This is a genomic window from Rhizobium sophoriradicis (assembly GCF_025200795.1).
GTDB classification, from domain to species: Bacteria; Pseudomonadota; Alphaproteobacteria; order Rhizobiales; family Rhizobiaceae; genus Rhizobium; species Rhizobium sophoriradicis.
This window is the reverse complement of the sequence record NZ_CP104155.1, coordinates 372,685-398,187: the sequence shown is the minus strand read 5'-3', so window position 1 is coordinate 398,187 and position 25,503 is coordinate 372,685. Positions and strand designations below refer to the sequence as shown.

The 25,503-nt window shown below is 61.7% G+C and carries 28 protein-coding genes and 2 pseudogenes; 13 read left to right on the top strand and 17 right to left on the bottom strand.

All coding sequences use genetic code 11. From position 1 onward, the window contains the following. The first annotated feature begins 29 nt into the window (after positions 1-29). Positions 30-1,505, top strand: coding sequence for a M81 family metallopeptidase (locus N2597_RS30455; RefSeq protein ID WP_106795823.1), 1,476 nt, complete (start codon positions 30-32; stop codon positions 1,503-1,505). Continuing rightward, positions 1,506-2,606: a D-TA family PLP-dependent enzyme gene (locus N2597_RS30450; protein ID WP_183598172.1), complete on the top strand. Its 1,101-nt coding sequence runs from the start codon at positions 1,506-1,508 to the stop codon at positions 2,604-2,606. A gap of 49 nt (positions 2,607-2,655) precedes the next feature. Here the strand turns inward: N2597_RS30450 and N2597_RS30445 are convergent, their stop codons facing one another. Then, positions 2,656-3,648, bottom strand: a complete 993-nt coding sequence (locus N2597_RS30445) for an SDR family NAD(P)-dependent oxidoreductase (RefSeq protein WP_341356278.1) — start codon at positions 3,646-3,648, stop codon at positions 2,656-2,658. 144 nt (positions 3,649-3,792) lie between these two features. On the opposite strand from N2597_RS30445, the gene N2597_RS30440 reads away from it, so the two are divergent. Further along, positions 3,793-4,695 (top strand): LysR family transcriptional regulator, encoded by a 903-nt coding sequence (locus N2597_RS30440; protein WP_183598171.1) that lies wholly within the window; start codon positions 3,793-3,795, stop codon positions 4,693-4,695. Positions 4,696-4,799: 104 nt separating this feature from the next. On the opposite strand, the gene N2597_RS30435 is transcribed toward N2597_RS30440, so the two are convergent. Continuing rightward, complete coding sequence (locus tag N2597_RS30435; protein ID WP_183598169.1) at positions 4,800-5,558, bottom strand: SDR family NAD(P)-dependent oxidoreductase; 759 nt, start codon at positions 5,556-5,558, stop codon at positions 4,800-4,802. Between the two features lie 169 nt (positions 5,559-5,727). On the opposite strand from N2597_RS30435, the gene N2597_RS30430 reads away from it, so the two are divergent. Continuing rightward, positions 5,728-6,627, top strand: a complete 900-nt coding sequence (locus N2597_RS30430; RefSeq protein WP_183598167.1) for an AraC family transcriptional regulator — start codon at positions 5,728-5,730, stop codon at positions 6,625-6,627. A 43-nt stretch (positions 6,628-6,670) separates the two neighbouring features. On the opposite strand, the pseudogene N2597_RS30425 reads toward N2597_RS30430, so the two are convergent. After that, positions 6,671-7,004: pseudogene (locus tag N2597_RS30425) on the bottom strand (helix-turn-helix domain-containing protein); the annotation flags it as partial. Positions 7,005-7,036: 32 nt separating this feature from the next. Between N2597_RS30425 and N2597_RS30420 the strand changes: the two are divergent. Further along, positions 7,037-7,435 (top strand): annotated as a pseudogene (locus N2597_RS30420) (aldo/keto reductase); the annotation flags it as partial. A gap of 204 nt (positions 7,436-7,639) precedes the next feature. Here N2597_RS30420 and N2597_RS30415 read toward each other — a convergent pair. Next, positions 7,640-8,626, bottom strand: a complete 987-nt coding sequence (locus N2597_RS30415) for an MBL fold metallo-hydrolase (protein WP_096763580.1) — start codon at positions 8,624-8,626, stop codon at positions 7,640-7,642. Positions 8,627-8,760: 134 nt separating this feature from the next. Between N2597_RS30415 and N2597_RS30410 the strand changes: the two genes are divergently transcribed. Further along, positions 8,761-9,657, top strand: coding sequence for a LysR family transcriptional regulator (locus N2597_RS30410; protein WP_183598165.1), 897 nt, complete (start codon positions 8,761-8,763; stop codon positions 9,655-9,657). 230 nt (positions 9,658-9,887) lie between these two features. Here the strand turns inward: N2597_RS30410 and N2597_RS30405 are convergent, their stop codons facing one another. Genes N2597_RS30405 through N2597_RS30390 form a run of 4 tightly spaced genes read right to left on the bottom strand, consistent with a single transcriptional unit; the run spans position 9,888 to position 11,679 of the window. Then, entirely contained in the window at positions 9,888-10,397 is a 510-nt protein-coding gene (locus tag N2597_RS30405; RefSeq protein WP_183598163.1) for a hypothetical protein, read from the bottom strand. Then, on the bottom strand, positions 10,394-10,882 hold the full coding sequence (locus N2597_RS30400; protein WP_096763577.1) for a TspO/MBR family protein: 489 nt from the start codon (positions 10,880-10,882) through the stop codon (positions 10,394-10,396). The genes N2597_RS30405 and N2597_RS30400 overlap by 4 nt, the downstream gene beginning before the upstream one ends. 60 nt (positions 10,883-10,942) lie before the next feature. Continuing rightward, positions 10,943-11,167: a DUF378 domain-containing protein gene (locus tag N2597_RS30395; protein ID WP_009990023.1), complete on the bottom strand. Its 225-nt coding sequence runs from the start codon at positions 11,165-11,167 to the stop codon at positions 10,943-10,945. A gap of 26 nt (positions 11,168-11,193) precedes the next feature. Then, the gene (locus N2597_RS30390) at positions 11,194-11,679 is read right to left on the bottom strand and encodes a fasciclin domain-containing protein (protein WP_009990021.1); all 486 of its coding nucleotides are present in this window, start codon (positions 11,677-11,679) and stop codon (positions 11,194-11,196) included. A 161-nt stretch (positions 11,680-11,840) separates the two neighbouring features. Between N2597_RS30390 and N2597_RS30385 the strand changes: the two genes are divergently transcribed. Beyond that, on the top strand, positions 11,841-12,425 hold the full coding sequence (locus N2597_RS30385; RefSeq protein ID WP_183598161.1) for a helix-turn-helix domain-containing protein: 585 nt from the start codon (positions 11,841-11,843) through the stop codon (positions 12,423-12,425). Between the two features lie 176 nt (positions 12,426-12,601). On the opposite strand, the gene N2597_RS30380 is transcribed toward N2597_RS30385, so the two are convergent. From N2597_RS30380 to N2597_RS30360, 5 genes are all read right to left on the bottom strand, one after another. Beyond that, complete coding sequence (locus N2597_RS30380) at positions 12,602-13,735, bottom strand: ABC transporter ATP-binding protein (protein ID WP_183598159.1); 1,134 nt, start codon at positions 13,733-13,735, stop codon at positions 12,602-12,604. A 90-nt stretch (positions 13,736-13,825) separates the two neighbouring features. After that, the gene (locus tag N2597_RS30375; protein ID WP_183598198.1) at positions 13,826-15,031 is read right to left on the bottom strand and encodes an ABC transporter substrate-binding protein; all 1,206 of its coding nucleotides are present in this window, start codon (positions 15,029-15,031) and stop codon (positions 13,826-13,828) included. 73 nt (positions 15,032-15,104) lie between these two features. After that, positions 15,105-15,962 (bottom strand): carbohydrate ABC transporter permease, encoded by an 858-nt coding sequence (locus tag N2597_RS30370; RefSeq protein ID WP_183598157.1) that lies wholly within the window; start codon positions 15,960-15,962, stop codon positions 15,105-15,107. Continuing rightward, positions 15,959-16,843, bottom strand: coding sequence for a carbohydrate ABC transporter permease (locus N2597_RS30365; protein WP_040141293.1), 885 nt, complete (start codon positions 16,841-16,843; stop codon positions 15,959-15,961). Before N2597_RS30365 ends, N2597_RS30370 begins: the two co-directional genes overlap by 4 nt. Positions 16,844-16,856: 13 nt before the next feature. Next, entirely contained in the window at positions 16,857-18,014 is a 1,158-nt protein-coding gene (locus tag N2597_RS30360; protein ID WP_096771362.1) for a Gfo/Idh/MocA family protein, read from the bottom strand. 330 nt (positions 18,015-18,344) lie between these two features. Between N2597_RS30360 and yghX the strand changes: the two genes are divergently transcribed. Continuing rightward, a complete protein-coding gene (gene yghX, locus N2597_RS30355; RefSeq protein WP_040111554.1) occupies positions 18,345-19,232 on the top strand; it encodes a YghX family hydrolase in 888 nt (295 codons plus the stop codon). Positions 19,233-19,308: 76 nt separating this feature from the next. Here yghX and N2597_RS30350 read toward each other — a convergent pair whose 3' ends face one another. Both N2597_RS30350 and N2597_RS30345 read right to left on the bottom strand, forming a co-directional pair. Beyond that, on the bottom strand, positions 19,309-19,749 hold the full coding sequence (locus tag N2597_RS30350) for a DMT family transporter (RefSeq protein WP_183598155.1): 441 nt from the start codon (positions 19,747-19,749) through the stop codon (positions 19,309-19,311). Continuing rightward, complete coding sequence (locus N2597_RS30345) at positions 19,746-20,231, bottom strand: DMT family transporter (RefSeq protein ID WP_096771407.1); 486 nt, start codon at positions 20,229-20,231, stop codon at positions 19,746-19,748. The genes N2597_RS30350 and N2597_RS30345 overlap by 4 nt, the downstream gene beginning before the upstream one ends. On the opposite strand from N2597_RS30345, the gene N2597_RS30340 reads away from it, so the two are divergent. The 3 genes from N2597_RS30340 to N2597_RS30330 all read left to right on the top strand — a co-directional run bounded on the left by N2597_RS30340 (position 20,230) and on the right by N2597_RS30330 (position 21,723). Then, positions 20,230-20,361, top strand: a complete 132-nt coding sequence (locus N2597_RS30340; RefSeq protein ID WP_280954334.1) for a hypothetical protein — start codon at positions 20,230-20,232, stop codon at positions 20,359-20,361. The genes N2597_RS30345 and N2597_RS30340 overlap by 2 nt on opposite strands. A 75-nt stretch (positions 20,362-20,436) precedes the next feature. Continuing rightward, on the top strand, positions 20,437-21,249 hold the full coding sequence (locus N2597_RS30335; RefSeq protein ID WP_183598153.1) for a pirin family protein: 813 nt from the start codon (positions 20,437-20,439) through the stop codon (positions 21,247-21,249). Between the two features lie 249 nt (positions 21,250-21,498). Continuing rightward, positions 21,499-21,723 (top strand): hypothetical protein, encoded by a 225-nt coding sequence (locus N2597_RS30330; RefSeq protein ID WP_010058730.1) that lies wholly within the window; start codon positions 21,499-21,501, stop codon positions 21,721-21,723. A gap of 181 nt (positions 21,724-21,904) precedes the next feature. On the opposite strand, the gene N2597_RS30325 is transcribed toward N2597_RS30330, so the two are convergent. Beyond that, positions 21,905-22,951, bottom strand: a complete 1,047-nt coding sequence (locus N2597_RS30325) for a saccharopine dehydrogenase family protein (RefSeq protein ID WP_183598151.1) — start codon at positions 22,949-22,951, stop codon at positions 21,905-21,907. 104 nt (positions 22,952-23,055) lie between these two features. Here N2597_RS30325 and N2597_RS30320 point away from each other — a divergent pair, with 104 nt between their 5' ends. Continuing rightward, positions 23,056-23,652: a TetR/AcrR family transcriptional regulator gene (locus tag N2597_RS30320; RefSeq protein WP_040141290.1), complete on the top strand. Its 597-nt coding sequence runs from the start codon at positions 23,056-23,058 to the stop codon at positions 23,650-23,652. 56 nt (positions 23,653-23,708) lie between these two features. Here N2597_RS30320 and N2597_RS30315 read toward each other — a convergent pair whose 3' ends face one another. Next, complete coding sequence (locus N2597_RS30315) at positions 23,709-24,581, bottom strand: LysR substrate-binding domain-containing protein (protein WP_040111550.1); 873 nt, start codon at positions 24,579-24,581, stop codon at positions 23,709-23,711. Positions 24,582-24,721: 140 nt separating this feature from the next. On the opposite strand from N2597_RS30315, the gene N2597_RS30310 reads away from it, so the two are divergent. Continuing rightward, positions 24,722-25,483 (top strand): SDR family NAD(P)-dependent oxidoreductase, encoded by a 762-nt coding sequence (locus N2597_RS30310; RefSeq protein ID WP_183598149.1) that lies wholly within the window; start codon positions 24,722-24,724, stop codon positions 25,481-25,483. The last annotated feature ends 20 nt before the right edge of the window (positions 25,484-25,503 follow it).

The window sequence follows — 25,503 nt, the reverse complement described above, 5'->3', positions numbered from 1 at the left end:
GCGGGGCCGACAACACGAAGGCCACTTTCTTGCGCATATTCACGGCAGCACTGGCGACCGAGACCAACACCTTCTCCCCGATCTGCGTGGATCGCCGCGCATTCGAAGCCTCGCTTTATGCCCCGCCCGGCCAGCATCCTGATACACCGACGCTCTGCACCGCGCCGATCACCGTCGGCCGGCGCGTCGCCAGAGAAAAGGGCTGGGAGCTGATCGAGGGCACCGCCACCTGGGCCGATCCCGCGGGTCTCGTCAACCGGACGACCTATGAGGAGCTGCGCGACGAAATCCTCGGCCAGCTCCGCGCGGCCATGCCAGTCGATGCCGTCGTCATGGGCCTGCACGGGGCCATGGTGGCGGCCGGCTACGAGGATACGGAAGGCGACCTTCTCTCCCGCATGCGCGACATCGTCGGCCCCGATATCCTCATCTGCGCCGAACTCGATCCGCACAGCCATCTCACCGCCAAGCGCGTCGCGGCGCTCGATTTCGCCGTCTATTTCAAGGAATTTCCGCATACCGATTTCGTCGACCGCGCCGAGGATCTCTGGCGCATCGCCGTCGACACGCTGGAAGGCCGGGTCAAGCCTGTCATGTCAGTGTTCGACTGCCGCATGATCGACGTCTTCCCGACCTCGCGCGAGCCGATGCGCTCCTTCGTCGACAAGATCATGCGGATCGAAAAGGACGATCCCGAGATCCTGTCGATCTCGGTGATCCACGGTTTCATGGTCGGCGATGTTCCCGAAATGGGAACGAAGCTGCTCGTCGTCTCCGACAACAGGCCGGAAAAGGGCGCCGCCCTAGCGCGCGAGCTCGGCCTCGAACTCTTTTCCAAGCGCGGCACCTTCATGGTGCCGCAGATCGACGAGAGGCAAGCCGTCTCGCGCGCCATCGCCGCCACCGCATGGCCCGTCGTCATCGCCGATGTCTGGGACAATCCCGGCGGCGGCACAGCGGGTGATGCGACCGTCATCCTCGGCGAGCTGATGGCCCGCGGCGTCAGGAGTGCCGCAATCGGCACCATCTGGGATCCGATGGCGGTGCAGATCTGTTTTGCGGCGGGCGAGGGGGCGGATATTCCGCTGCGCTTCGGCGCCAAATCGGCGCCCGGCACCGGCAATCCGATCGACGGCACGGTCAAGGTCGTCAGGCTGGTGAGGAATGCCGAGATGCAGTTCGGCGAGAGCCTGGCGCCCTTCGGCGATGCCGCCCATATCGTTCTCGATGGCATCGACATCATCCTCAATTCGACGCGCGCCCAGAGCTTCGATCCGAGCCTGTTTTCGGTGATGGGCATCGACCCGACCAAGCAGAAGATCCTGGTGATCAAATCCACCAATCATTTCTTCGCCTCCTTTTCGAAGATCGCCGCGGAAATCCTTTACTGCTCCGCCGGAACGCCCTATCCCAATAATCCGGCGACGACGCCGTACCGGCGGGCGCCGAAGACGATTTGGCCGATCGTGGCCGATCCACATGGGTTAAAACGCGGAGCCGCCTGAATGCCTGATCGCAGCTTTGCCGTCGTCGCCAGGGCAGGGGACCGGATCGCCGATCTCTCGACGCCGCGCCCCGTGATCGACGAAGACCGGCTGGCCGCCAATATCGCCCGCGTCCAATCCTATATGGACGAGTACGGGCTGAACTTCCGCCCGCATATCAAGACGCACAAGATCCCGGCGCTCGCCGTCGCCCAGGTCGCCGCCGGTGCCAAGGGCATCAACTGCCAGAAGGTCACCGAAGCGGAAGTCTTCGCCGAAGCCGGCTTCAACGACATCCTCATCACATTCAACATCCTCGGACAGCAGAAACTCGAGCGCCTCGCCCGGCTGAACGCGCGCATTTCAGCCCTCAAGGTCGTCGCCGACAGCGAAGTGACGGTCGACGAGCTCGCCGCCCATTTTTCCGGCCACAAGCCGCTGACCGTGCTGGTCGAATGCGACACCGGCGGCGGCCGCTGCGGCGTGCAGACGCCGGATGAGGCGGCCTCGCTCGCCAGGCGCATCACCGCTGCCGACGGCCTCACCTTCGGCGGCATCGTCACCTATCCGAAGCCGCAATCGGCCGCCGCCGTCGAGGCCTTCATCGTCGAGACGCTGCAGCGCCTGCAATCGGACGGCATTGCCTGCCCGATCGTCAGCAATGGCGGAACGCCGAGCCTGTTCGAGGCGCATCTCGTGAAATCCGCCACCGAACACCGCGCCGGCACCTATATCTATAACGACCGCCAGATGGTGCGCATGGGCCATTGCACCGAGGACGATTGCGCCATGCATGTGCTCGCCACCGTCGTCTCCCGCCCGACCGCCGACCGCGCCGTCATCGACGCCGGCTCGAAGGCGCTGACCTCGGACCTCCAGGGCTTCAGCGATTACGGCCTGATCGTCGGCTATCCCCAGGCGCGGATCACCAGCCTCTCGGAAGAACACGGCGTCATCGATCTCTCAACCTGCTCCGGCCCTCGGCCGCAGATCGGCGAAAAGCTCTTCATCATCCCGAACCACACCTGCGTGGTTTCCAACCTGTTCGACACGATGGTGTTTCATCGCGGCGGCGTGGTGACCCGCGTCGAGGAGGTCGCGGCCCGCGGCCTCGTCTGGTAGGGGCGGCTCCGGCGGTGCCGAACGCCGTTGCGGTTGTTTGATTGACGGTTTAGCCGTTGCTGTATTCGCCGATTGCGAGCGAGTTCGACAGCTGGCGGTAGGTCTCGATTTGCTGCTGCAGGAAGGCTATCCTCTGCTCAGCAACCTGGATGGCGTCAGCACCCGCGATGAAACGTTGTGGGAGTTGGTCCTGGGCCGAGAGCGTGATCAGGGCACGTGCGAGCTTGGTGGGATCGCCGCCCTGCTTGCCATTCTGTCCTTTATAGAACGCAGTCTGCTGGCTTCGGCGTTCGGCATAATCTTCGATCGTCGGCGCCGCATAATTGGTGGATGCCTCAGTGAGCAGTTCCGTTCGGAAAAAGCCGGGATTGACGATCATCGTCTGGATGCCGAACGGGCTGACTTCGGCGTGCAGAGCGTCCATCCAGCCCTCAAGGGCAAATTTGGAAGCCGAGTAGGCGGAGCTAAACTCGAAGCCCATGAGCCCGGCTGATGAAGAGATGGAAATGATCTTGCCCGAGCGCTGCTTGCGCATGGCCGGCAGAAAGGCGCGGGTCACGTTCATGGGGCCACCAAGGCTGGTGCTGAGCTGCAGCTCCTGACCTTCCGGCGTGATGTCAAACCCGAACTTGGTGGCGATAACGACTTGATCACGGATCGGCGACAGTGCTTCGCCGGTAATTTCCTCGCCCAGGAACGGTCCATAGACTTCTGCGACGTCGAAGAACGTCACGCCCCGCTCGTAAGCCGCGCGGATGATCCGGACCGCTTCCTGCCTGTTGGTGGGCGGGCCGTACATGCCGGCAAAGTTCTGGCAACCCATGCCGAGGGCGGAAACTTCCAGTGAACCGAGTTTGCGGCGCTGCACGCCTGCTGGTTTTGCCGCTGTTGCAGCGGCTGCCGTCGCCGCCGATTGGGCTCTGGCGGCGGTCAGCGGCAGCATAGAGACTGCGGCAATGCCGAGGCCTGCGGCAAATAATTTCCGACGGTCCGGCATTGCGGGAGCATCGGCTTCAAGTCCGTGGTCAGTGTGCTGTTTCATGGGTCTGCACCTCCGGTAGGGTTGCAACATGCCTCGGCGCAGCGCCTGAGCCGCTACGCCTCCGAGAACTGGCGGGAGATTACGCTGGTCTAAAATTTCCAAAAATGGCAGTCTGGTTGATGCGTCATTAACCAGGAGTTCATAATGGATAAGGATCAGCTCGATGGTCTGCTGGCCTTCGCCCTTGTCGCCGAGAAGCGGAATTTCTCGGCGGCAGCCGAAGCGCTGAGGATCTCTCCGCCGGCCATCAGCAAGACCATCCGGCAGTTGGAGGCGCGTCTGGGCGTCACCCTGCTGACAAGAACCACGCGAGCGACGAGCCTGACGGAAGCCGGGGAGAAGTTGCTGCAACAGGCAGGGCCGGCGCTGGAAACGATCCTGGCCGCGATGAGCGACGCGGGAAATGCCGCCGACAAACCCGCAGGTCGTTTACGGTTGAATGTCCCGCAGACGGTTTACCCGAATTTCCTCAAGCCCGCGGTCGCGAGCTTCATCAAGAAGTACCCCGATGTGACGGTGGAAATCTTCTTCGAAAACGCTGCCACCAACATCTTCGAGAGGGGCTTCGATGCCGGGATCCGCGTCTCCGACATCCTGGCAAAAGACGTGGTGGCCGTTAAACTCTTCGGTCCCGTTCGCTGGGTTGTTGCCGGCGCACCCTCCTACTTCGCGGAACATGGGCGCCCGGAGCATCCGAAAGAGCTGCTGGGGCATCCGTGCATCTGTGCGGGTGCCGGCAGCCGCGTCTACGACCGGTGGGAATTCGAGAGCGACGGAAAGGAGTTCGAGGTCCAGGTGAAGGGGCCGCTGATCTTGAATGATGTGCTACAGGCAATCGACGCGGCTGTCGCGGGCCTGGGCGTGGTGTATAGTCCCGAAGAGGCGATCAGCGACAAGCTGAGGAGCGGCAAGCTCGAAGTGATCCTCGGCCGGTTCACCGGGACCAGCTCGGGAGTCTATCTCTATTATCCGCAGCGCTCCCAGGTTCATCCCAACCTGCGGGCTTTCATTGATCACGTCAAACGTTTCGACCTTTCAAATTCCTAACGCTTGCTTGATGGATTGCGGTTCGCCGTGAATTCAGTGTACCGAGGCAATAAGCCTCGGTACGATGAACGCTCCACGCACTCCTTGCGCAGCCATGGCCGCAGTTACAGCATCTGGCCACCCGAAATATCGAAGCAGGTGCCGTTCGCCCAGCCCATGTCGTCGGAGAGGATTGCGGCGACAGCGCTGCCGATATCGTCCGGCAGACCGACCCGGCCGAGCGCGATACCCTGGGCGACGAAAGCGTTGACAGCCTCGTTATCGCGCACCGCGCCGCCGCCAAAATCGGTGGCGATCGCGCCGGGAGCGATGACATTCACCCGGATCCTGCGCTCACCCAGTTCGACGGCCATGAAGCGCGTGAGGACCTCGGTCGCCGCCTTCATTGCCGCATAGACGCTGTAGCCGGGCAGGGTGAATCGGACGAAGCCGGAAGAGACATTGAGGATACGGCCGCCGTCCTGGATCAGCGGCAAAAGCTTCTGGGTGAGGAAGATCGGACCGCGCAGATGTGTCGCCACCAGAGCGTCGAACTGTTCTTCCGTCGTCTCCCCGAAATTGGCGAATACGCCGATGCCGGCGTTGTTGACGAGATAGTCGAACTGCTGGCGGCCAAAGGTGCCGTCCAGCGCCGTGGCCACTGCTTCGGTAAAAAGCGGAAAGCCCGACGTGTCGGTCACATCAAGCGGGATCATGGCGGCCTTGCCGCCCTTTGCTTCGATTTCATTCTTCAACGCATCGGCTTCGGCGGCGCCGGTGCGGTAGGTGCCGATGATGCCGACACCACGGTCGGCGAGGTGGAGCGCCATGGCGCGGCCGAGACCGCGGCTGGCGCCGGTGATGAGAGCGATTCTGTTGGTCATGTTCTGCCTTCGAGAGAGATTGTTCGGCGAACGGCCGCTCACGATGAGCGCCGCCTGCTTCTCAAAGGTAGCGACAAGCCGTCACCCAAACCCGCCTGATCGGATCAACATCTTGCCCAATTGTCTCAACCGGCTTGCTCGATGCCAAAGCTACTGACATAGTCCCGGAATGACCGAAGTCTTCGAACAGCATCTTGAGATCGCCTTGCGCCACGCCAAGCCTGATACGCTGCTCACGCCGATCCCGCGCGTCGAGCTGCTGGTCGGCGATCGCCCGACCGGTGAGACGCCCTGCCTTTATCGGTCGATGGTTTGCTTCATTCTTCAGGGTTCCAAACGCGTCGCCTTCAACGACAGCCTTCTGAGCTACGACAGTTCGCAATATCTGGTGAGCGCCCTCGATCTGCCGCTGATGGGGCAGGTGTTGGACGCCGGCCAGCATCGCCCTTATGTCGCCGTCTCATTGACACTCGATCCCGCCTTGCTGGCAGAACTGGCCGCTGCCATGCCGCCCAAGCGGGAGAGCGACGGCGAGCAGCTCGGTCTGTCGATCAATCCGATGACGGTCGAGCTTCGTGATGCGCTGCTCCGGTTGCTTTCGCTGCTGGACAGGCCCGCCGACATCCCGGTTCTCGCGCCGATGGTTGAGCGGGAATTGTTATATCGTCTCCTGCAAGGCCCGCAGGGGCGCCTTCTCCGCCAGATCGCGCAGCCCGAGGGGCCGCTGACCCGCATCCGCCGCGCCATTGCATGGATCAGGGACAATCACGACCAGCCATTGCGGATTGATGCCGTGTGCGAGGCGAGCGGCATGAGCCGAGCGAGCCTGCACCGGCACTTTTCGGCGATCACCGGCTTCAGCCCGCTGCAATACCAGAAGCAACTTCGCCTGCAGGAGGCCCGCCGGCTGCTGCTCGGAGGCGATTATAACGCCTCGGCCGTCGCCTTCGCGGTCGGCTATGAGAGCGCATCCCAATTCAGCCGCGAATACCTCCGACAGTTCGGCGCGCCGCCCGCCCGCGATATCCGCCAGATGCGCAAACAGATCGATGCCGCATTGACCAACTGAGCGCGCTTGAACGGCGTTCTCCACCAAACTTGGATGCAGGCAATCAATTTCGGCGAAGCCTCTTGACATCGCGCCTCGGCGGGGCGCCGAACAGCCTGGAATATTCGCGGCTGAACTGTTGAACGCTCTCATAGCCTACCCGGATTGCGGCGCTGTTGGCGTCCATGCGGTCGGTCAACATGACATTGCGGGCTGCATAAAGACGCAGGGTCTTTTTGTACTGAAGCGGGCTTGTCCCCTGTCAGGTTTCGAAAATTATGGTGGAAGGTAGAGGTCGCCATTCCGGCAAGCTCTGCAAGCTTCTCGACCCGCAAGGGCCTGGTGTAATTGGCTTTGAGCCACTCCAGCGCACGCACGACGCCGGTCGTCCTGTATCCTCCGGAAGCAGCGGTGATGGCAGCAACCAGCGACGCCCGATATTGTCCTTCTTGCCTGCCAATACAGCATCCTCGATCACGAGGAAGCGTTAACCGAGACGTTCCCGCTCTGGCGAGCAAGGGCATCACGGTCACCGTCGGGACTCCCTTGAACGGTGGATTTCTCGGTGGTCGCAACCGCTATCACTTCAGCGAGAACCTGCCTGCTGGCGTGGTCGAAAAACGTGCGCGCCTCGCCGAAGTCGCGAGGCGTCATGGCATCGACATCCGCACCGCCGCCCTGCAGTTTGCCGCCGCACCCTCGATCGTCTCCGCCACCGGGCCAGGTGGAAGCGAATATCCAGCCGATGAAGGTCAGCATTCCCAAGTCTTTCTGGAATGAACTGCGCGAAAGCAAACTCATCTTGGCGAATGCGCCCGTGCCCGCCTGACCGCAGTTCAACAGTCGCGCCGCGCCAATCGCGCGACGGGATCCGTCGGCGCATTTCTCCGGCAACAAGCCGCACGCGGTGCTTGTCGAATCGCTACCGGCGGCGGCCGCTGGTGCGTGCAGACATCCGAGGGGGCGGCTTCGAAGCCGCAATCGGCTACCGCCGTCTAAGCCTTCGTTGCCGAGACCACCGCCGGAGCGGACCTCAGTTCTGCAAACCCCAGTCCGCGACCTGCCAGCGCATCTGCCCACGGTCGGCGACGACACGGCCGAGCCCTGGGAAGGGCATGTGCGTGGCGGCGATGAGGGCGCCTTCCGAAGCGGCGCGAGGAAAGAACCGGTCGCGCATCGACTTGGCCGCGGCAGGATCCTGCTCGAACAGGAAGAACACATCGGTCGCCCCAGGATGAACGACGGGAAAGATCATATCCGAAACCATGATGAGGCTCTGTCCGCCATCCTCGACCCGCACGCCGATATGGCCGGGTGTATGGCCGGTCAGGTCGACGATCGAGACGCCCGGCACGATTTCTCGCTCTCCGTCAATCGTCTGAAGTCTTGGGTAGAGGCGCACGACCTCGTCGGCCATCTCGAAACTGGTCTGCAGATAATCGGGCGCGCCGCTGCGCTTGGCCGGATCGGTCCAATGGGCGACGTCGCGCCGATCTATATAGAGTTCCGCGTTGGGATAGTTGTTCTTGCCTCCGAGAACCAGCCCGCCCATGTGGTCCTGATGCATATGCGTCACGATTACCGCGTCGATCTGGCCGGGCTGCAAGCCGAGCGCGGCGAGCGCCTGCGGCAATCGGCCGGTTTGCCCGATCGAGCCTGCCGCACCGGCGTCGATGAGGATGCGGCGTTCGCCATCCTCGACGAGATACTGATTAAAGAGGAACCGCACTCCGCTGGCGCGAGCGGTGAACTGTGCGACTGCCGCCTGTTCAACCTCCGCCGCGGTGCGCCCGGGAAAATAATTGTAGGGCATATCCGCATACCCATCCGTCAACGCCGTTACCGTGAAACGACCGATGCGGATCTGCGCGAGCGGCGTAACACTGACCGGCGCTTTACCGGTATCCAGTGTCGCGGCAAGCGCAGACGAGCCTTCAATCATTCCTCCGCCGAGGAGGCTTCCCCCGAGGAGGCCGAGAGGGAGAGCGCTTGCAAAGGCACGACGCGAAAGTTTGGGCATGACGTCCTTCCTGATCATTTGGAATATGGGGAACCGGGCAGCGCCCTTGAACGAAGGTGAAGCTATGACATCCACAAACAGTAGGGTATCCTGCCATTTTGGGAACTTTCCTCCCAGATTGCGGAAGGATTTGGATGGACCGTTTTGACGCGATGACGGTGCTGCTCGCGGTGGTCGACGCTGGCAGCCTTTCTGCCGGGGCGCGGCGACTGCATGCACCGCTTGCCACGGTCAGCCGTAAGGTCGCCGATCTTGAAAGGCATCTCGGCGTGCCCTTGGTGCTGCGCACTCGCCGGGGCCTCTCGCTGACCGAGGAGGGGCGCGCCTTCGTCGCCGCCTCGCGGCGTATCCTTGATGAGCTGGATGCGGCGGAGCGGCAGGCGAGCGGCGACCATGGCGCGCTGCGTGGTGGGCTCCATGTGACCGCACCTGTTGCTTTCGGCGAACGTCATCTGCTGCCAATCGCGCTGGAATTCTTGAAGGAGCAACCCAATATCAATCTGCGCCTGACGCTGGTTGATCGGCAGATCAATCTGGCGGACGAGCAGGTTGACGTGGCTCTTAGAATTGGCCACCTGACGGACAGTGCACTGATCGCAACGCGCGTCGGCAGTGTCCGCCGGGTGATCTGCGCCAGCCCCGACTATCTCGCGCGCCGAGGCGTCCCGCGTCAGCCGGAAGAGCTAGTCGGACATGACGGCATCAGCTTCCAGGGCTTTGCGACCGCGCCCGAATGGCGCTATCGCCGGGACGGTCCAGCCTTCAGCATCGAGCCGCGCCCCAAACTCGCTGTCAACACGACGGAGGCGGCCGTTCAGGCTGCACTCGCAGGAATCGGCATTATCCGCGTCCTATCTTACCAGATTTCCGATCAGCTGCGCTCCGGCGCTCTGCAGGAATTACTGACGGAGTTCGCGCCGGAACCGCTGCCGGTGAACGTTTTGCATGGACCAGCCGATCCCCTGTCGCAGAAGGTGCGCTGCTTCCTCGACTGGATCGTGCCGCGCCTACGCGCGCAGATGGCGTACTAGAGCACCCGTCGCGTCGACGTCGTAGAGAACTGATCGAGCGGCGCAATGCAGCCATACGACCGAAGTCCGCAGCCGGCGGCGTCCTGGCCGTGGAAGCGCCACGCGAGTCAATTCGGCCAGGCCGATCCGCCGGCGCCGAACGAACCGTTCGGACCGCCGCCGGGTTGATCTCGTCCATATCGGTCAGTTGCACGCGTCGCTGGCGATGCCCTGCAGCAGCAAATGGATTATTAAATCGAGCGGCTGTCATATGCCCAATGCATCAGAGCCTGGCGCTGACGCGGCCGGCACCAGCAATCTCCAGGCTCGCAGGCTCGGCGAAGCTGAGCGACATGGCGGCGAATGGCTTTCCAACGGGCGATCTGCCGCTCGTCCTCGCCGGGCATGCGGCGACCTTGGTAATAGCGGCAGTACCACTGGAACCAGCCACGCGGATCGTCAGCGTGTATCCATCCCTTGGCCCGCCAGACGCTGAGCGGTTGGCTGGCGTCGACCCCGAAGCAATTCAGCGACGGATCTTTTCGCAGCGACGACAGACGGGCCTCTGCAAACCAACTTTCCGGGAATTCGCCGCGACAATCCGTCATGTACTTGCCGCCGAACACGCCAAGCGCAAGCATCTCGGCGGGTGTCAGCTCCGGCCGGAAATCGGGATGAAACTTGCTGCCGATTGGTGCAGCGAGAGCGTATCGGTAGCCTTGCTGCATCCGATCATTCACGACGAGCCACCGCACCTTCATCGGGCGCCCTCCGATAGTGGTTTCGAGCGGTTGCGCCGCCAGATCGAGAGGTTCAGTGCCGCTGCAAAACTCACCCACATAAGGTAAGGAACAAGCAACAAGGCAGCCGCCGCATTCGCCGGGTAAAACAGGATGATTGTCGCCAGAATCGCACCCCAAAGCAGCATGATCTCCGCCGCGGCTAGCCCGGGTCGGTGAAGTCCAAAAAAGAGCGGCGACCACGCAGCATTGAGCAGAAGTTGGACTGCATAGACGCCGAGCGGGAGTGCTGCGCCAGTAACGCCTGCCTCTCGCCATAGGAGCCAGCCCGACAATCCGATCGATGCATAAAGAACCGTCCAGACCGGGGCGAACAGCCAATCCGGCGGGCGCCAATCCGGCTTGTCGAGCTGCTTGTACCAGTCGCCTGGCCGGAACATCACACCGGTAGCCGCCGCGGCAAAGCTCGCGACCTGGAAGGCGACCAGCACAAGGAGGGAATGCATGTCCATCCGCCAAAAAATGGAGGGAACCGCCCACGCTGTAAGCGGGTCCCTCCGAACATCCTATCGGTTCTGGCGAGCGGCAAACTCGCCGGAGCCCATTGCAGAAGACAGGGGTATGACCTGCCAGGCCGCCGATAGCCCCACCAGGATGTAAACAATCCGGGCGAGAGCCGAGCCAGCCCCGAAGATGGCGGCCACAAGGTCAAAGCCAAATAGCCCGACCAGACCCCAGTTCAGCCCGCCTACGACTAGGAGGGTGAGCGTGACAATGTTGATGATCTTCATGGTTGTTCTCCAGATCGAGGACGCGGTCAGCCTTCCGGCGGCATGATCACCTTGTCGATGACATGGATGACGCCGTTCGAGGCAGCAATGTCGGCAGAGGTGACGGCGGCGTCATTGACCTTGACTGTGGAGCCATCGACGTCGATGTCGATCATTTTGCCATTGACCGACTTCGCTTCATCGATACCGGCCACGTCCTTAGCCATGACCTTCCCCGCGACCACATGGTAAGTGAGTATCTCGGTGAGCTTTTGCTTGTTCTCCGGCTTCAACAGGCTTTCGACGGTACCGGCCGGCAACTTGGCGAAGGCTTCATCGGTCGGAGCAAAGACCGTGAACGGACCTGCTCCTTTGAGAGTGGTGACCAGGCCTGCCGCTTCGAGCGCGGTCGCCAACGTCTTGAATTTACCTGCCTCCACGGCAGTATTGACAACATCCTTCTCCGCGGCGACTGCGCTGAAGCTGCTGCCGAACACCATCGCTGCAGCGAACAAAAGGCTCTTCATTTTCATGTCATTCTCCTCTCGATGACGGGTGCCCATTGCACCTCACCATTTTCATTTGGAGAACATCGGTTTTATTGCCACTCAAATTTTCGTGAGGACAAACACAATTTTCTTGTGGTGAAAATTGCCGCCGTGTTAGTTTCCCGAAACGAAAAGGAGTTTACGACGTGCTTTCCGACACGCTCTCCAACGAGCTTCAGCGCTACGCGATCGGCCCTCGTATCAAAGCACTGCGCCTGAGAAAGAAGCTGGGGCTGGTGCAACTGGCGGGGCATACAGGGCTCTCGCCTGCGATGCTTTCGAAGATCGAGCGCGGGCAGATGTTTCCTACGTTGCCGACGCTGCTTCGCATCGCCATGGTTTTTGGGGTCGGCCTCGATCACTTCTTCAAAGCCGACAAGGAGGAGCCGCTCATCGCGGTCGTTCGAAAGGAGCAGCGTCTCAAACTTCCAAGCCCGCCGGGCGAAAAGCGCCCTGCCTTTTTCTTCGAAAGCCTGGACTATCCCGCTGCTGACCGCCGCATGGAGGCGTTCTACGCCGAGTTCCCGATCGATTCGCCACCCTCGGAGCCGCATCAACATGGCAGTGCTGAGTTCATCTACGTGCTCAGCGGTCGGCTTGTCGTCAATGTGGACGGCAAGGAGACGGCGCTGGATGCCGGCGACGCCATCTATTTTGACTCAAGCGTTCCGCACAGTTACCGCCGGGAAGGCGAGGGAATTTCCAGCGCTCTTGTTGTGATTTCTCCTTAGGCGGCCGTTGGCTGCGTACTCCCGGAAATCCCATTCATGGGCCGCATTGGGTGGAGGATGTCTGGATCGAGGTCGGGCTAATCAACGGCCGAGATGAGAGAGCATTGCAGCCATCCTCGCAAATGTCCGCGATAGGCAGCAGCGATGATCTACGGGATGCCTCGAGCAGAGCCAGTTCATGCCGCCGTCGGATTGATCACATTCATATCGATCTCCGTGAGCTCCACGCGCCGCTCGAAGGCAATGCCCGCCTCGTCGAAGAGATGGCAGTCGGCAGCATTGATGCCGGTCGCAACCGGCGCATCGGGGCGGATGCCGACGCTGCCGGGTAGCATGGCGCAGAAATTTTCGGCCTCGCCGTTGAGTGAGGCATAGGCGACCGTATTGGCGCCGAGGCGTTCGATGACGGTCGGGGTGACGGTGAAGACGATGTCGCCGCCGTTCAGCTGGATATGCTCCGGCCGGATGCCGAGCGTCAGGGTCTTGCCGGCCATGCCGTCGCGCGGCGTCACCGGCAGAACGGCGGTCTGGCCGAGATAATCGACTTCGACGCCGGCGGCGCTGACGCCCTTGCAGGTGACGGGCAGGAAATTCATCTTCGGATTGCCGATGAAGCCGGCGACGAACTGGTTGGCGGGCTTGTGGTAAAGCTCCAGCGGCGCGCCGGTCTGGGAGATATTGCCGGCGTCGAGCACGACGATGCGGTCGGCCATGGTCATGGCTTCGACCTGGTCGTGCGTCACATAGATCATCGTCGCCTTCAGCTGGCGGTGCAGCTTGGCGAGCTCGATGCGCATGTCGGCGCGCAGCGCCGCGTCGAGATTGGAGAGCGGCTCGTCGAACAGGAAGATCTTCGGTTCGCGCACGATGGCGCGGCCGATCGCGACGCGCTGGCGCTGGCCGCCGGAGAGCATGCCGGGCTTCTGCTGCAGCCGTTGGTCGAGGTGCAGGATGCGCGCGGCGTTTTCCACCTTGGCCTTGAGCTTTGCCTCTTCCATCTTCTCGACGCGCAGCGGGAAGGCGATGTTCTCGAACACCGTCATGTGCGGATAGAGCGCGTAGGACTGGAACACCATGGCGATGCCGCGCTTGACCGGCGGCAGGTCGTTGACCCTGACGCCATTGATGACGATGTCGCCCGCTGTCGTCGCATCAAGGCCGGCGATCATCCGCAGCAGGGTGGATTTGCCGCAGCCGGACGGGCCGACGAAGACGACGAACTCGCCGTTCTTCACCTCGAGCTGCACGCCCTTCAGGACTTCGTAGTCGCCGTAGAATTTCTGAACGTTGTTGAGAAGGAGCTGTCCCAAAAATCTGTCTCCGCCGGCGGTCTTCGTCGCACATTCGATAGTTGGAGGGGCCGCGGCTTATGCCGCGACCCCAGGGAGCTTCAGCGGGGCTTACTTGAAGGCTTCGATTTCGCCGGCAGCTTTCTTGAGCGCGGCTTCCGGTTCGGCCTTGCCTGTCACAACCGACTGGATCATCTCGATCATCGAGTTCTGGAAGCCCTTATAGTCGGTGAAGAGCGGCTCGGGACCACCATAGCTGATGCCCTCGATGAGCGGCTTCCAATAGGGATCCTTGGCGACGAACTCGTCGACCTTTGCCGAGGGACGCAGCGGGGTGAGGCCGGCGCCGCCCTGCAATTCGTACTCCGACTGAACATCCGGCGAGGTGATGAACTTGGCGAACTCGATCGCCTTGTCCTCGACGCCCGAACCCTTGAAGATCGCCAGGCTGTCGGTGATCAGAAGCGTGCCCGGGCCCTTGGCGTTGGGGCCGAGCGGCAGGGTGGTGATACCCCAGCTGATCTGCGTCTTCTTCAGGCGGTCGGCCGCGCCGGAGCCGGCCTGGATCATCGCGACCTTGCCGTCGAGGAAGATGGCGCGGACTTCGTTCTGCTCATAGGCCGTCGGGCCTTCTTCGGAGTAGGGGACGATGTCCTTGTAGGCCTTCAGCGCGGCGAGAACCTCAGGGCTGTCGAGCGTCACCTTGCCGTCGGCATCGATCACACTGCCATTGTTGGTGTAAACCCAATGCATGAACTGGTGCATCGTGTTGTCGAAGGTCTTGGCGACGAGGCCGAAGCCGGGAATGCCGGTCTTTTCCTTGATGGTCTTTGCCATCTCGATTTCTTCGGCCCAGGTCTTCGGCGGCTTCTCGGGATCGAGCCCGGCCTGCTTGAAGAGGTCCTTGTTCCAGTAGAGCGCCTTGGTGGAGAAGGCGATCGGAACGCCCCACTGGTTGCCCTCGAAGGTCACCGTGTCGACGATATGGGGATAATAGGCCTTCTTCTCGTCTTCGGTCATCGGCACGGGGACGATGAGGTCGTTCTGGGCGAACTCCTTCAGCGTGCGCGAGCCGACATAGGCCATCGCGACCGGGGTGCCGGCGGCGGCAAGCGTCGTTGCCTTGTCCTGGCACTGCGCCCAGCCGACGACTTCGGGCGCGATCTTCCAGCCGGCGTTCTTTTCTTCCCATTGCTTGATGTATTTGGTGTGGACCGGGTCGATCGTGTCGCCGCAATAGATCCAGCTGATTTCCTTGTCGGCTGCCTCAGCAGTGACTGCGGTCAGTGCCGTCGAACCGAGCAAGGCGAGGGCCATAAGGCCTGTCTTGATTGTTATACTCACGTCGTGACTCCCATCTTGGTTGTTAGCTGTTCACTCGTTTTTGCTCTTATTGTTTCACCGCACCGGCGGTCAGCCCGCCGACGAGGTAACGCTGAAGGAAGAAGATGACGACCATCGCCGGCGCGATGCCGACAAAGGAAGCCGCCATCAGTTCGTTCCAGATGACCTCCTGCTTGCCGAAGTAAGCAAAGAGCCCCACCGGCAAGGGCATGTATTCGGTCTTCGAGTTGAAGGTCAGCGCGAAGATGAATTGCTGGGCGTAAGCGCCGATGAAGGTGGTGATGGCGACGACGATAATCCCCGGCATCGCAATGGGCAGGATGACGCGGCGAAGCGTGTAGAAGTGGCTGGCGCCATCCATATAGGCGGCTTCGTTGAGTTCCTGCGGGATACGGATCATGTAGGTGCGCAGCAGCCAGATCGCCGACGGAATGAGGAAGGCGACACCCGGCACGATCATGGCGAGATAGGTGTTGAGCACGCCCATGCTGCGCATCAGCCGGAAGAGCGGGATCAACAGCACGGCGCCGGAGAACATGTTCACCGTCAGGAAGGCGCCGAGCAGGATCCCCATGCCCTTGAATTCGAACTTGGCGAAGGCATAGGCGGCCGGGATGACGAGGCAGAGCACGATCAGCGTGACGATGGTCGAGATGAAGAACGAATTGAAGATATAGCGCCCGAAGCCCGGCACGCTGATCCACATCGTCCGGTAGGCTTCGAACGAGCCGTTCTCCGGCCAGAAGCGGTAGGGCGAGGAGAAGAGCTGGCTAAGCGGCTTCAGCGACACCATGAAGCCTTCGAAGAAAGGCGCCAGCACGAAGAACAGGAACAGCGCGATGCCGCAATAGATCAGGACGATCTCCCACCAGCGGTAACGGTCGATCATGGCAGCACTGCTCATGCGCGCTTCTCCGGGTTGAGGTGGCGGGTGACGCGGAAATAGGCGAAGCAGAAGAGCGACAGGAAGATGCAGATCAGCACCGCGCGCGCCGCACCCTCACCGTACTTCTTCGAGCCGATCGCGGTGTGGTAGGTATCGATGATCATCGTCGTCGTTTCGCCGCTCGGGCCGCCCTGCGTCAGGATCCAGATAATATCGAAGGAGTTGAAGGTTGCGATCAAAGACAGCATCGACATGGTGATGATGGCGGGAACCATCAGCGGCAGGGTGATGCGGCGGAAGCGATACCAGCGGCCGGCGCCGTCGGTCCAGGCGGCCTCGTAGAGGTCTTTCGGGATCGACTGGATCGCCGCCAGGAAATAGATCGTCACCAGCGGCACGCCGATCCAGACATCGGTGACGATGGTCGCCCAGAAGGCGGTGTTGCCATAGGCAAGGAAGGCGACCGGACCGTCGACCAGGCCGAAACGCTGCAACAGGCCCGAGATCATCCCGAACTGGCCGTTATACATCCAGCCCCACATGAAGATGCCGATCGCCATCGGCACGATCCATGGCGGCATGGTCAGCAGCCGGAACAGCGAGCGGCCGGGCACGGCGGCGTTCAGCATGCAGGCGCCGAAGGTGCCGATCACCATTTTCAGGGCGACCGAGAAGAAGGTCCAGATGAAGGTGCGGAGGATGACCTCGGCAAATGTGGCGTTGAAGATCTTCTCGTAATTGACCCAGCCGACCCAATTGGTGGTCTTTCGCAGCGACGCGTCGGTGAAGGAGAGAATGAACGTATCGACGAGGGGATAGGCGACGATGGCGAGAACATAGAGAACGGCCGGAAGGAGGAGGATCCAGGCGAAGATGAAGGCGCTTCTTTGGACACTCATCTTGCCGCCGTCCTCAAGCCGCTCTGGCGTGAAGGGCTTCGTCGAAGCGGTCCCAGATGGGACGCAGGTCGACGACCGATTTCTTCATCCTCGCTTCGTCCATCGCCAGCGCCAAGATGCCGGCTTCGAGCGCGTTCAGCGTGGACACGGGCAGCTCGAGCCCGGTGCGCACGCTTTCCAAGAGGTCGCTTGCCATCTGCTCGTCGGCGCCGTAATGCTGCGAGAGCTCGGTGGCGGCATATGTGTTTTCGACGATCTTGTTGCCGGTCAACTGCTCGTGCACGTCGAGATAGCCGCGGACGAAATCGCCTTCGGCCATGCCGCGCGAGCCCATGATGGCGAAGCGGCGGAACTGGTCGGGCACGTTGAGATTGGTGTGGAAGTTCATGCCGACGCCATTTTCATATTCGACGATCGCCACCTGGTAATCGATGATATCGGCATCGCTGTCGAAGACCTTGTCCGATCCCATCCAGCCGCTCGGCTTGCGATGGAAAAGCTCGAGGTCGTTGATGCCTTCGCGGGCCGGGTCATTGGCCGGAATGAAGCTCTTGCGGCCGCCGAAACTGGCGACCCGCTCCGGCCTTGCGCCGACGACACCATTATAAAGGTCGAGGTCGTGGCAGCATTTTTCCAGCATGAAGCTGCCGGAATAGCGCTCATAGCGGCGCCAGTCGCGCATGAAGAAGGCGCCGTGATAGGGCTCGATATGTTCGGAAGCCTCGATCGAGACGATCTGGCCGAGCTTGCCCTCGGCCTGGATGGCGCGCAGGTCCTTATAAAGCGGGGAATAACGCAGCACCAGGCCGACCATCAACCGCTCATGGCCGAACTTCGCCATCAGATGGGCAAGCTCGATGCTTTCGGCGATTGTCGTGACGATCGGCTTTTCGCAGAAGACCTTGAGGCCGGCTTGAAGCCCGAGCCTGATATGATCGAGATGCATATGATTGGGAGAGCCGATCATCAGCAGATCGAGCTTTTCGGAGGCAATGAGCTCTTCCGGCGAAGCATAGGCCTTGCCGGCCGAAATGCCCTTTTCCGTCAAACCGGGAAGGCCGGCGGGATCCGGATCAACATAGCCGACGATGTCGAAGCTGCTATCGATCGCTTTGAAGACATAGCCGAGATAGCCGAGCCGGAATCCGAGCCCGATGATTCCCACTTTCATGCCGATCAGGTTCCCGATTAAGTAATTTATTTTCTTTAAGTTGGGACAAAAATCCGGAGGCGTCAATAGAAAACGGGCATCACGCCGCGAGCATGAAATTGATTTTCATAATCGGCAGCCGGCTTTCGATCAGCGCGGTCAACGGCAGGGATGCGGAGGCGCCGAATGGGAACAGGTGCATCGTAGGAGCCCAGGCGCAGAAGAAAGGGCATGATTGCAACTGACGGCAATTGTGCCGGCAAGCTCACGCGAAACTCGCGAAATGTTGAAACGAGCCGGGAGCTTACCTGTGTAGGATGCTGTGAGAACCCGCGTCCAGGAGGAGCCATCATGACCCGCATGACAGCCAAGGATTTCCCACAGGAACTGCTCGAACTCTACGATTATTACGCGCACGGGAAGATCACCAAGCGCGAGTTTCTCGACCGGGCCGGCAAATTCGCCGTCGGCGGCGTGACCGCGGCCGCTATTCTGGCGTCGCTGAGCCCGAATTATGCGCTGGCGACCCAGGTCGAAGCGACCGATCCGGATATATCAGCCGAATACATCACCTATCCCTCGCCGAAAGGAAACGGCGATGTCCGCGGCTATCTCGTCCGCCCCAAAAACGCCACCGGCAAAGTCGCCGCCGTGGTGGTCGTGCACGAGAACCGGGGCCTGAACCCCTATATCGAGGATGTGGCGCGGCGGGTGGCGAAGGCCGGCTTCATTGCGCTGGCGCCCGACGGCCTCACCTCGGTCGGCGGCTACCCCGGCAATGACGAAAAGGGGCGCGAGCTTCAGCAGAAGGTCGATCCGGAAAAGCTGATGAACGACTTCTTCGCGGCGGTCGAGTTTCTGATGAAGAATGATCTCACCACCGGCAAGGTCGGCATCGTCGGTTTCTGCTATGGCGGCGGTGTCGCCAACGCTGCGGCGGTCGCCTATCCCGAGCTTGCCGCCGCCGTGCCGTTCTACGGCAGGCAGCCGCGCGCCGAGGACGTGCCGAAGATCAAGGCGCCGCTGCTTCTTCACTATGCCGGGCTGGACAAGGGCATCAACGAAGGCTGGCCGGCCTATGAAGCGGCGCTGAAATCAGCCGGAAAAACCTACGAGGCCCATATCTACCCCGACGTCAATCACGGCTTCCACAATGATACCACGCCGCGCTACGACGAAGCGGCCGCCAAGCTCGCCTGGCAGCGAACGGTCGACTGGTTCACCAAATACCTTGCCTGATAAAACAGCGATCTGACGCGGCGGGGAGAAGACATCCCCGCCGGGCTGCACCAGCCCGGCAAAATGTCGCGTCCAGCTACTGCGGGCGGTCGACCTTGCGCCGTCCCCGGCTGACCATCATTCCGCCGATGATGAGAAGAATTCCGCCGGCATTCGCCCAGAAGGACCCGGGCACGGCGCTGATATAATCGAACATCACCCCCGTCACCATTTGCCCGCCGATGATCAGCAGAGCCGAATTGACGGCGCCGATCCGCGCAATCGCCCAGCTGCCGGCCGCCACGAAGACAACGCCGAGCGGACCGCCGAGATAGGCATACCAGGGCGCCTCGGCAGCACCGGCAGGAAGCAGGCCACCGACGAAGAGCCCAAGCCCGGTGAGGACGGCAAAGCCGACGGCGTGATTCCAGAAGGAAGCGATCAGCGGCGTCGTCGAGATGCTCAATCGTCCATTGAGCTGACGGCTGAGGCCGACGAGCACGCCGCCGAGGCAAGCAAGCAGAATGAAGAGCGTCACGCCGCACCTCGCCCGAACAAGATGATCAGTGCCGCCCCCGCAACGACGAGGCCGAGCGCAGCAATGTCGCGTCTATCGGGATGGCGCTTGGGCAGGCCGAACAGTCCCCAGCTGTCGGCCGCGACGCTGAAGACGACCTGGCCTGCGAGCCCGAGCGCCAGGGTGCCGGACAGCCCGAGAGGCGAGTTGACCGTCATCGAAGTCAGCATGACGGTTGCCGCGCCGGAAATGCCGCCGAAATAGGCCCATATAGGCGCGCGCAGGCTCTGTTGCAGCTTTGGCCTGCGCCGCCGGTGGACCAGCAGGAGAAGAATGACGGCGGCGACGATGCCGGTGCCGTGCGCGGTCCAGGAGGAAAACAGCGGATTGCCATAGCGTGCCAGCTCGCCGTTGAGGTGCACCATGAAGGTGAGGAGCCCGCCCGTGGCGAAAGCGCCGGCAAAATAGATCGGATGCGGAGTTCGGGCGGCGTCGATGGTCATGGGAGATCCCGTCAGCGAATCGATTACGGCGGATGTTTTCAGATTGCCACTAAGGCCATTCATCGGCATCGTCAGCAAGACGATTGCCACCACCTGCCTGTTGGCCCCCGCGGCGCACCTGTTCGATTGATGGCAGCAGGCGTTCTCACGCATCTTCCCAGCGGAGAGTAGGTGTCGTCACAGCCTTGCAGGCATGGAGGACGCGATGCTGCTTAAGGGCAAACGGACATTCGTGGTGCGGGATGCGGGAGGCTTCGTCGCGCATGTCAACATGCCGGGATGGTTAAAGCCGAAACCGAGCGATCACGGCCATGGCCCTCTCGCCATGGTCGTCGAATCCATCCTTGCCCCCGGCCGCCTGATCGCCATGCATGAGCATCGCGACGACGAGATCGTCTCCTGGGTCCCCGATGGCGTCATGCGTCAAGACGACAAGGCCACCGGCCGGCTGGTGGTCGACGGCGATCATCTGATGGTGATGAATGCCGGAACAGGCTTCTGGCACTCCGAGGAGACGCTGGTCACCGACCCGCCGCTGCGCATGCTGCAGATCCTCGTTCGTCCCCGCGCCGCCGATCTTTCGCCGAACATTCAATACGGCCCGATCCCCGCGGCCACGGCAAATGTGTGGCGACATCTGGTCGGCCCGGAAGGAGAGGGCGCCGCCTTTTATGTCCGTAGCGCCGTCGACATCTTCGACATCCGGTTGGACGCGGGCGCACGGGTGGAATTCCCGGGGAGGCAAGGGCGGGATCTCTACTTCTACGTCTTCAGCGGCGCCGTCATCGCCGACGGACAGAGCTTTACCGAAGGCGAGCAGGGGCTTCGTTTGTCCGACGGGAAGATCGAAGCAGAGGCGAAGAGCGCAAGCATCCTGGTCGCCTTTCTGCTCGACCCGAACGCGCCGATCGCCAGGCAGGGGACCGTCGGCGACCACAGGAAGATACCGCCGGCCATCTTCATTCGCGCATTTCTGAAATGGCGGAGATTTCGCCAGCTATGGCGGCGTTCTTCATAGCTGCGCCCTTGTTCAATGATTACCGCAAGTCGCTTCCGCTTTCGCCAATTGTGCGGTAGCCTGTAGTTTCGTTCACATCGAGCGAAGATTTTCGCTGCGCCCCAGAGACGCCGAGGCGGACGACGTTGCGACCGTCCAGAGTTTCGCAACAGTTTCCGTCAGCCGTGATACGGCTAAAAATGCGATGTAAGCGGAACAAGCATGCCTGCAATTGGGTTTCGAACCTTAGCGTTCAAAAGGAGGAGCATTATGCCCACGGTTGCTGCGACACCCATCACGCCGCCCGACCAGCACGTCGTCACCGCACGCGAGGCCATTGAACCGCTGTATGAGAAGCTCGAACTTCAAACGGAATCGCTCGTTCTCTCAGCAGCGCTGGAGGCCGGATGGTCCCCTGATGAGGCAACGAAGGCACTGGCTGCGCTGAGGCTGCAGGACGCGCTTTCCACTCTGGACGAACAATCTGGCCAGTAAGCTCGTTAGGAGTGGCGGCTCCGGTCATGGCGGCAGATCTACCTGTCTCTGCTTCTGAGGTCCCGCAATATCAGGCGGGACGGAAGTATTTTTTGCGGCCTGAGCGCGCCACCCGCTTTTGAGCGATCTCTCGCGGAAAGCTCAGGATTTGTGAAGCAACGCCCCCGATTATGCGGAAACCTCAGGTTTCCGATGTCTCAACCAGCAGATTCGAGCCGAGCGCCTGCAGGAAACTCCCAGCATCAAAAATGGCAGCCGGTGGCTTTGCACCGGTGTCGCGGATGTCGCCCGACAGGATGCGCTGGACCGCTTCGCAGATGATCGGCGCCGTGACCGCATAGATGTCCTGTCCCTGGGCGAGAAGCCGGCGACGCAGGTCGCCTTGCGTGATGATCACTTCGACGGCGAAGCGCTGCGCCGAACGCCCGGTTTCATCGATGGCCTGGGGCGGGGGCGTTGACGGATCGCGAACATCCCGCAGGGCTGTCGTGCTGAGAAAGGTGTGCAGCTCCCTGATGCGGACGTGGCGGGCGATGAGCGGTACTTCCGAAAATGGCAGCTCGACGAATGTTTGCCGGCCGAATGGCGCCGGCAAAACGGCCGCCTTCTCCGCCGGTGGCTGTTGGACGGGCCGAAGCTCTCCGCCGCTGACGGCGAGGCGCTGTGTCCTGTTCTTCTCGCCGGTTACGCGCGTGCCTTTCGTGGGCAGCCAGCTGTCGAGCGCGACCCGGATTTCGACAGTGTCTGCATCCTGCCATTCGTCCATCAGGGCTGCCACCAGCAGATCGGCAAGACCGCCGTAAAATCCCATGGCCGGGATGAGGGCTACGCCTGCTTTTCCGGCCGCAGCCCCATGCCGGTCGAACGTGGCCTGAACACTCGGCTGTTCAGCCGTTATATCGAGATAGTGGATGCCGGCGCGCAACGCGGCACGCACGACCGCGTCAGCCGTCTCGATGAACGGGCCGGCGCAGTTGATCACCGCCGCCGCTTCGGCGAGTGCCCTGTCGAGCGCCGCGTCATCCTCTATGGCTGCTTCGCGGCATTCGACGCCACGTTCCGGAAAACCCGCTTCCGCCAATCGCCCGGCAGTCCGACCGATCGCAATCGGTTTCAACCCGCGCCGCATCAGTTCGGTGACGACAAACCGGCCGGTATGGCCGTTCGCGCCGAAAACCGCGACGGCGGCCTGGGGTGTTCTGATGATGGCGGCTTGATGCATGGTCATTGTTCTCTCCTGCGCTACAGATCTGTCTGTTGCTTACAAAACAATACAGCTCTGTAGCGTGTCAACCAGTTTTCTGCTAGTGTGGCTGAATTGGAGATAAGCGAATGACGAAAAGCACAGCGAACGCACCTGCCCCAGCCGTGAACGAGGTCCGGGACAGAATTCTCGAGACGGCATCGGAACTCTTCTACCGGCGCGGCGTCCGCGCCGTCGGCGTCGATTTGGTGGTGGAAAAATCTGGGGTCGCCAAAACTAGTCTCTACCGCCATTTCGGCACAAAGGACGATTTGATTGCCGCCTTTCTCAAGCGCGAGGACCTGGATTTCTGGAGCACCTGGGACCGAGTAACCGAGCGGCATGCGGATGACGCTTTGGCCGAACTCGACGCCCATTTCGAATGGATCGGCGAAAGGGTCGGACGGGACAATTACCGAGGCTGCCCGCAGATCAACACCGCTGCCGAATTTCCGGAAGCCGGTCACCCCGCCCGCAAGGTCGCCGAGGCCCATATGCGCGAAATGCGGCGGCGCCTTAAGGCCATCGCCGGGAGACTGGCGGTTGCTGCGCCCGACCGGCTTGCCGGGCAACTCGCGGTGCTGATCAACGGCGCATTTGTCAGCATGCAGGTCTTCGAACCCGGCGAGGCGACGGGTTTGCTCCGCGATGCCGCTCACGCCCTGATCGCCGCCGGCCGCAATTGATTCCCCAGAGAGATGGTTTGACGCTCAGCCTCTTTAGGGACGAACAAATATTTTTCTCAAAAGGTCTGCGACGTTAACCAATCGGCGAACACCTTTGACAGCCGCCGCTGGCTGCCGGCTTTTGGATAGGCGAGGTAATGGCCGATGTAGCGGTTGTCGCGGCTGTTGCTGAACGGGCGGACCAGACGCCCGCTGTCCAGCTCGCGCCTTGCCAGAGTGTTGGACTCTAACGCCACCCCCAGCCCGTTCGCCGCGGCGTCGACTGCCAGAAAGCTTCTATCGAAGCTCATGGCGGGCAGCGGCGGGGGGCCGAGATTGTTGAGTTCGAACCAGTCGATCCACTGAATCCTTTTCAGGTCGCTGCGGATGAGGGGAAGACGCGCCAGGTCGCGCGGGTTTTTCAGTCGTTCAGCCATCTTTGGAGAACACAGCGGAGAAATGATCTCTTCTCCAAGCGGCACGACGATCAAATCTTCTCTGTTCGATGGTTCGCCGTAAACGATGTCGACATCGAAGAGGCCGTCCACGAAACGCGCGTAGTTTGTGCTTGCCGCCACCCGGACCTCAACCCCCTCGTTTTTGCCCAGGAAGTCTGGAAGACGTGCCGAGAGCACCTGCGCTGCGTAGCTCGGCGCGCAGTGAACCCGCAGCAGGTGGGTCTTGTTGGATGAAATCATCTCAACACCGCGACGAAGCTCTTCAAAGGCGTTGGAGGCATGGGAGAGGAGCGTCTGCCCCGCCAGAGTCAAGGTGACCTTTCGCGTGCTTCGCTCGAAGAGCGAGATGCCAAGGTCACGCTCGAGCTTTGCAATGGCGTGACTTACGGCGCTGGGCGACAGGTGCAGCTCCTCGGCTGCAGCGCGGAAAGACGCCAGCCTCGCTGCGGCTTCAAAGATGCGGACCGCAGAAAGTGAGGCCATCTGTAACATCGGATTAGTGAACCAGATTCACCCACCGTTGTAAACTTCGCGTTTGTCGAACGGCGTCAACTCGATCAGTTTCGATCCCGCAAGCCAACTGACTTGTCGAAGATTTGCCAGATGCTCGGGACGCATCGGGAGGAGATCACATGCTACTGAATGGGAAGACCGCGGTCATTTCGGGCGCGGCGAGCAGGCGCGGCATCGGCCGTGCAACGGCGCAGCTTTTCGCCGAGCATGGCGCCCGCGTCGCCGTCCTCGATATCGATGCCGACGCCGCTGAGGACGCCGCCGCGGCGCTGCCGAGCGTCAAGTCCGGCAACCATGTCGGCCTGCGCTGCGACGTCGCCGACAAGGCGTCCTGCGCCGATGCCGCATCCAAGGTGATCGCTTCGTTCGGTTCGGTAAATGCGCTCATCAACAATGCCGGCATCACTCAGCCGGTCGGCACGCTCGATATCACCGAAGCCGACTGGCAGCGGATCGTGGCGGTCAACATGACCGGCGTACTCTTCCTAAGCCAAGCCTTCATCCCCTACATGCGCGAGAATGGTGGCGGATCGATTGCCTGCATGTCCTCTGTCTCGGCACAGCGTGGCGGCGGCATCTTCGGCGGGCCACATTACTCCGCAGCCAAGGCAGGTGTGCTCGGCCTCGCCAAAGCGATGGCTCGCGAATTCGGTCCAGCCGGCATTCGCGTCAACTCCGTCACGCCCGGCCTCATCCAGACAGATATCACCGGTGGCAAGCTCACCGATGAGATGCGCGCCGACATCATCAAGGGCATCCCTCTGAGCCGGCTCGGAGAGGCCGCCGACGTCGCGAATATCTACCTGTTCCTCGCCTCGGATCTGTCGGCCTACGTAACCGGCGCGGTCATCGACGTCAACGGCGGCATGCTGATCCACTGAGGTCCATCTGGAGAGACACC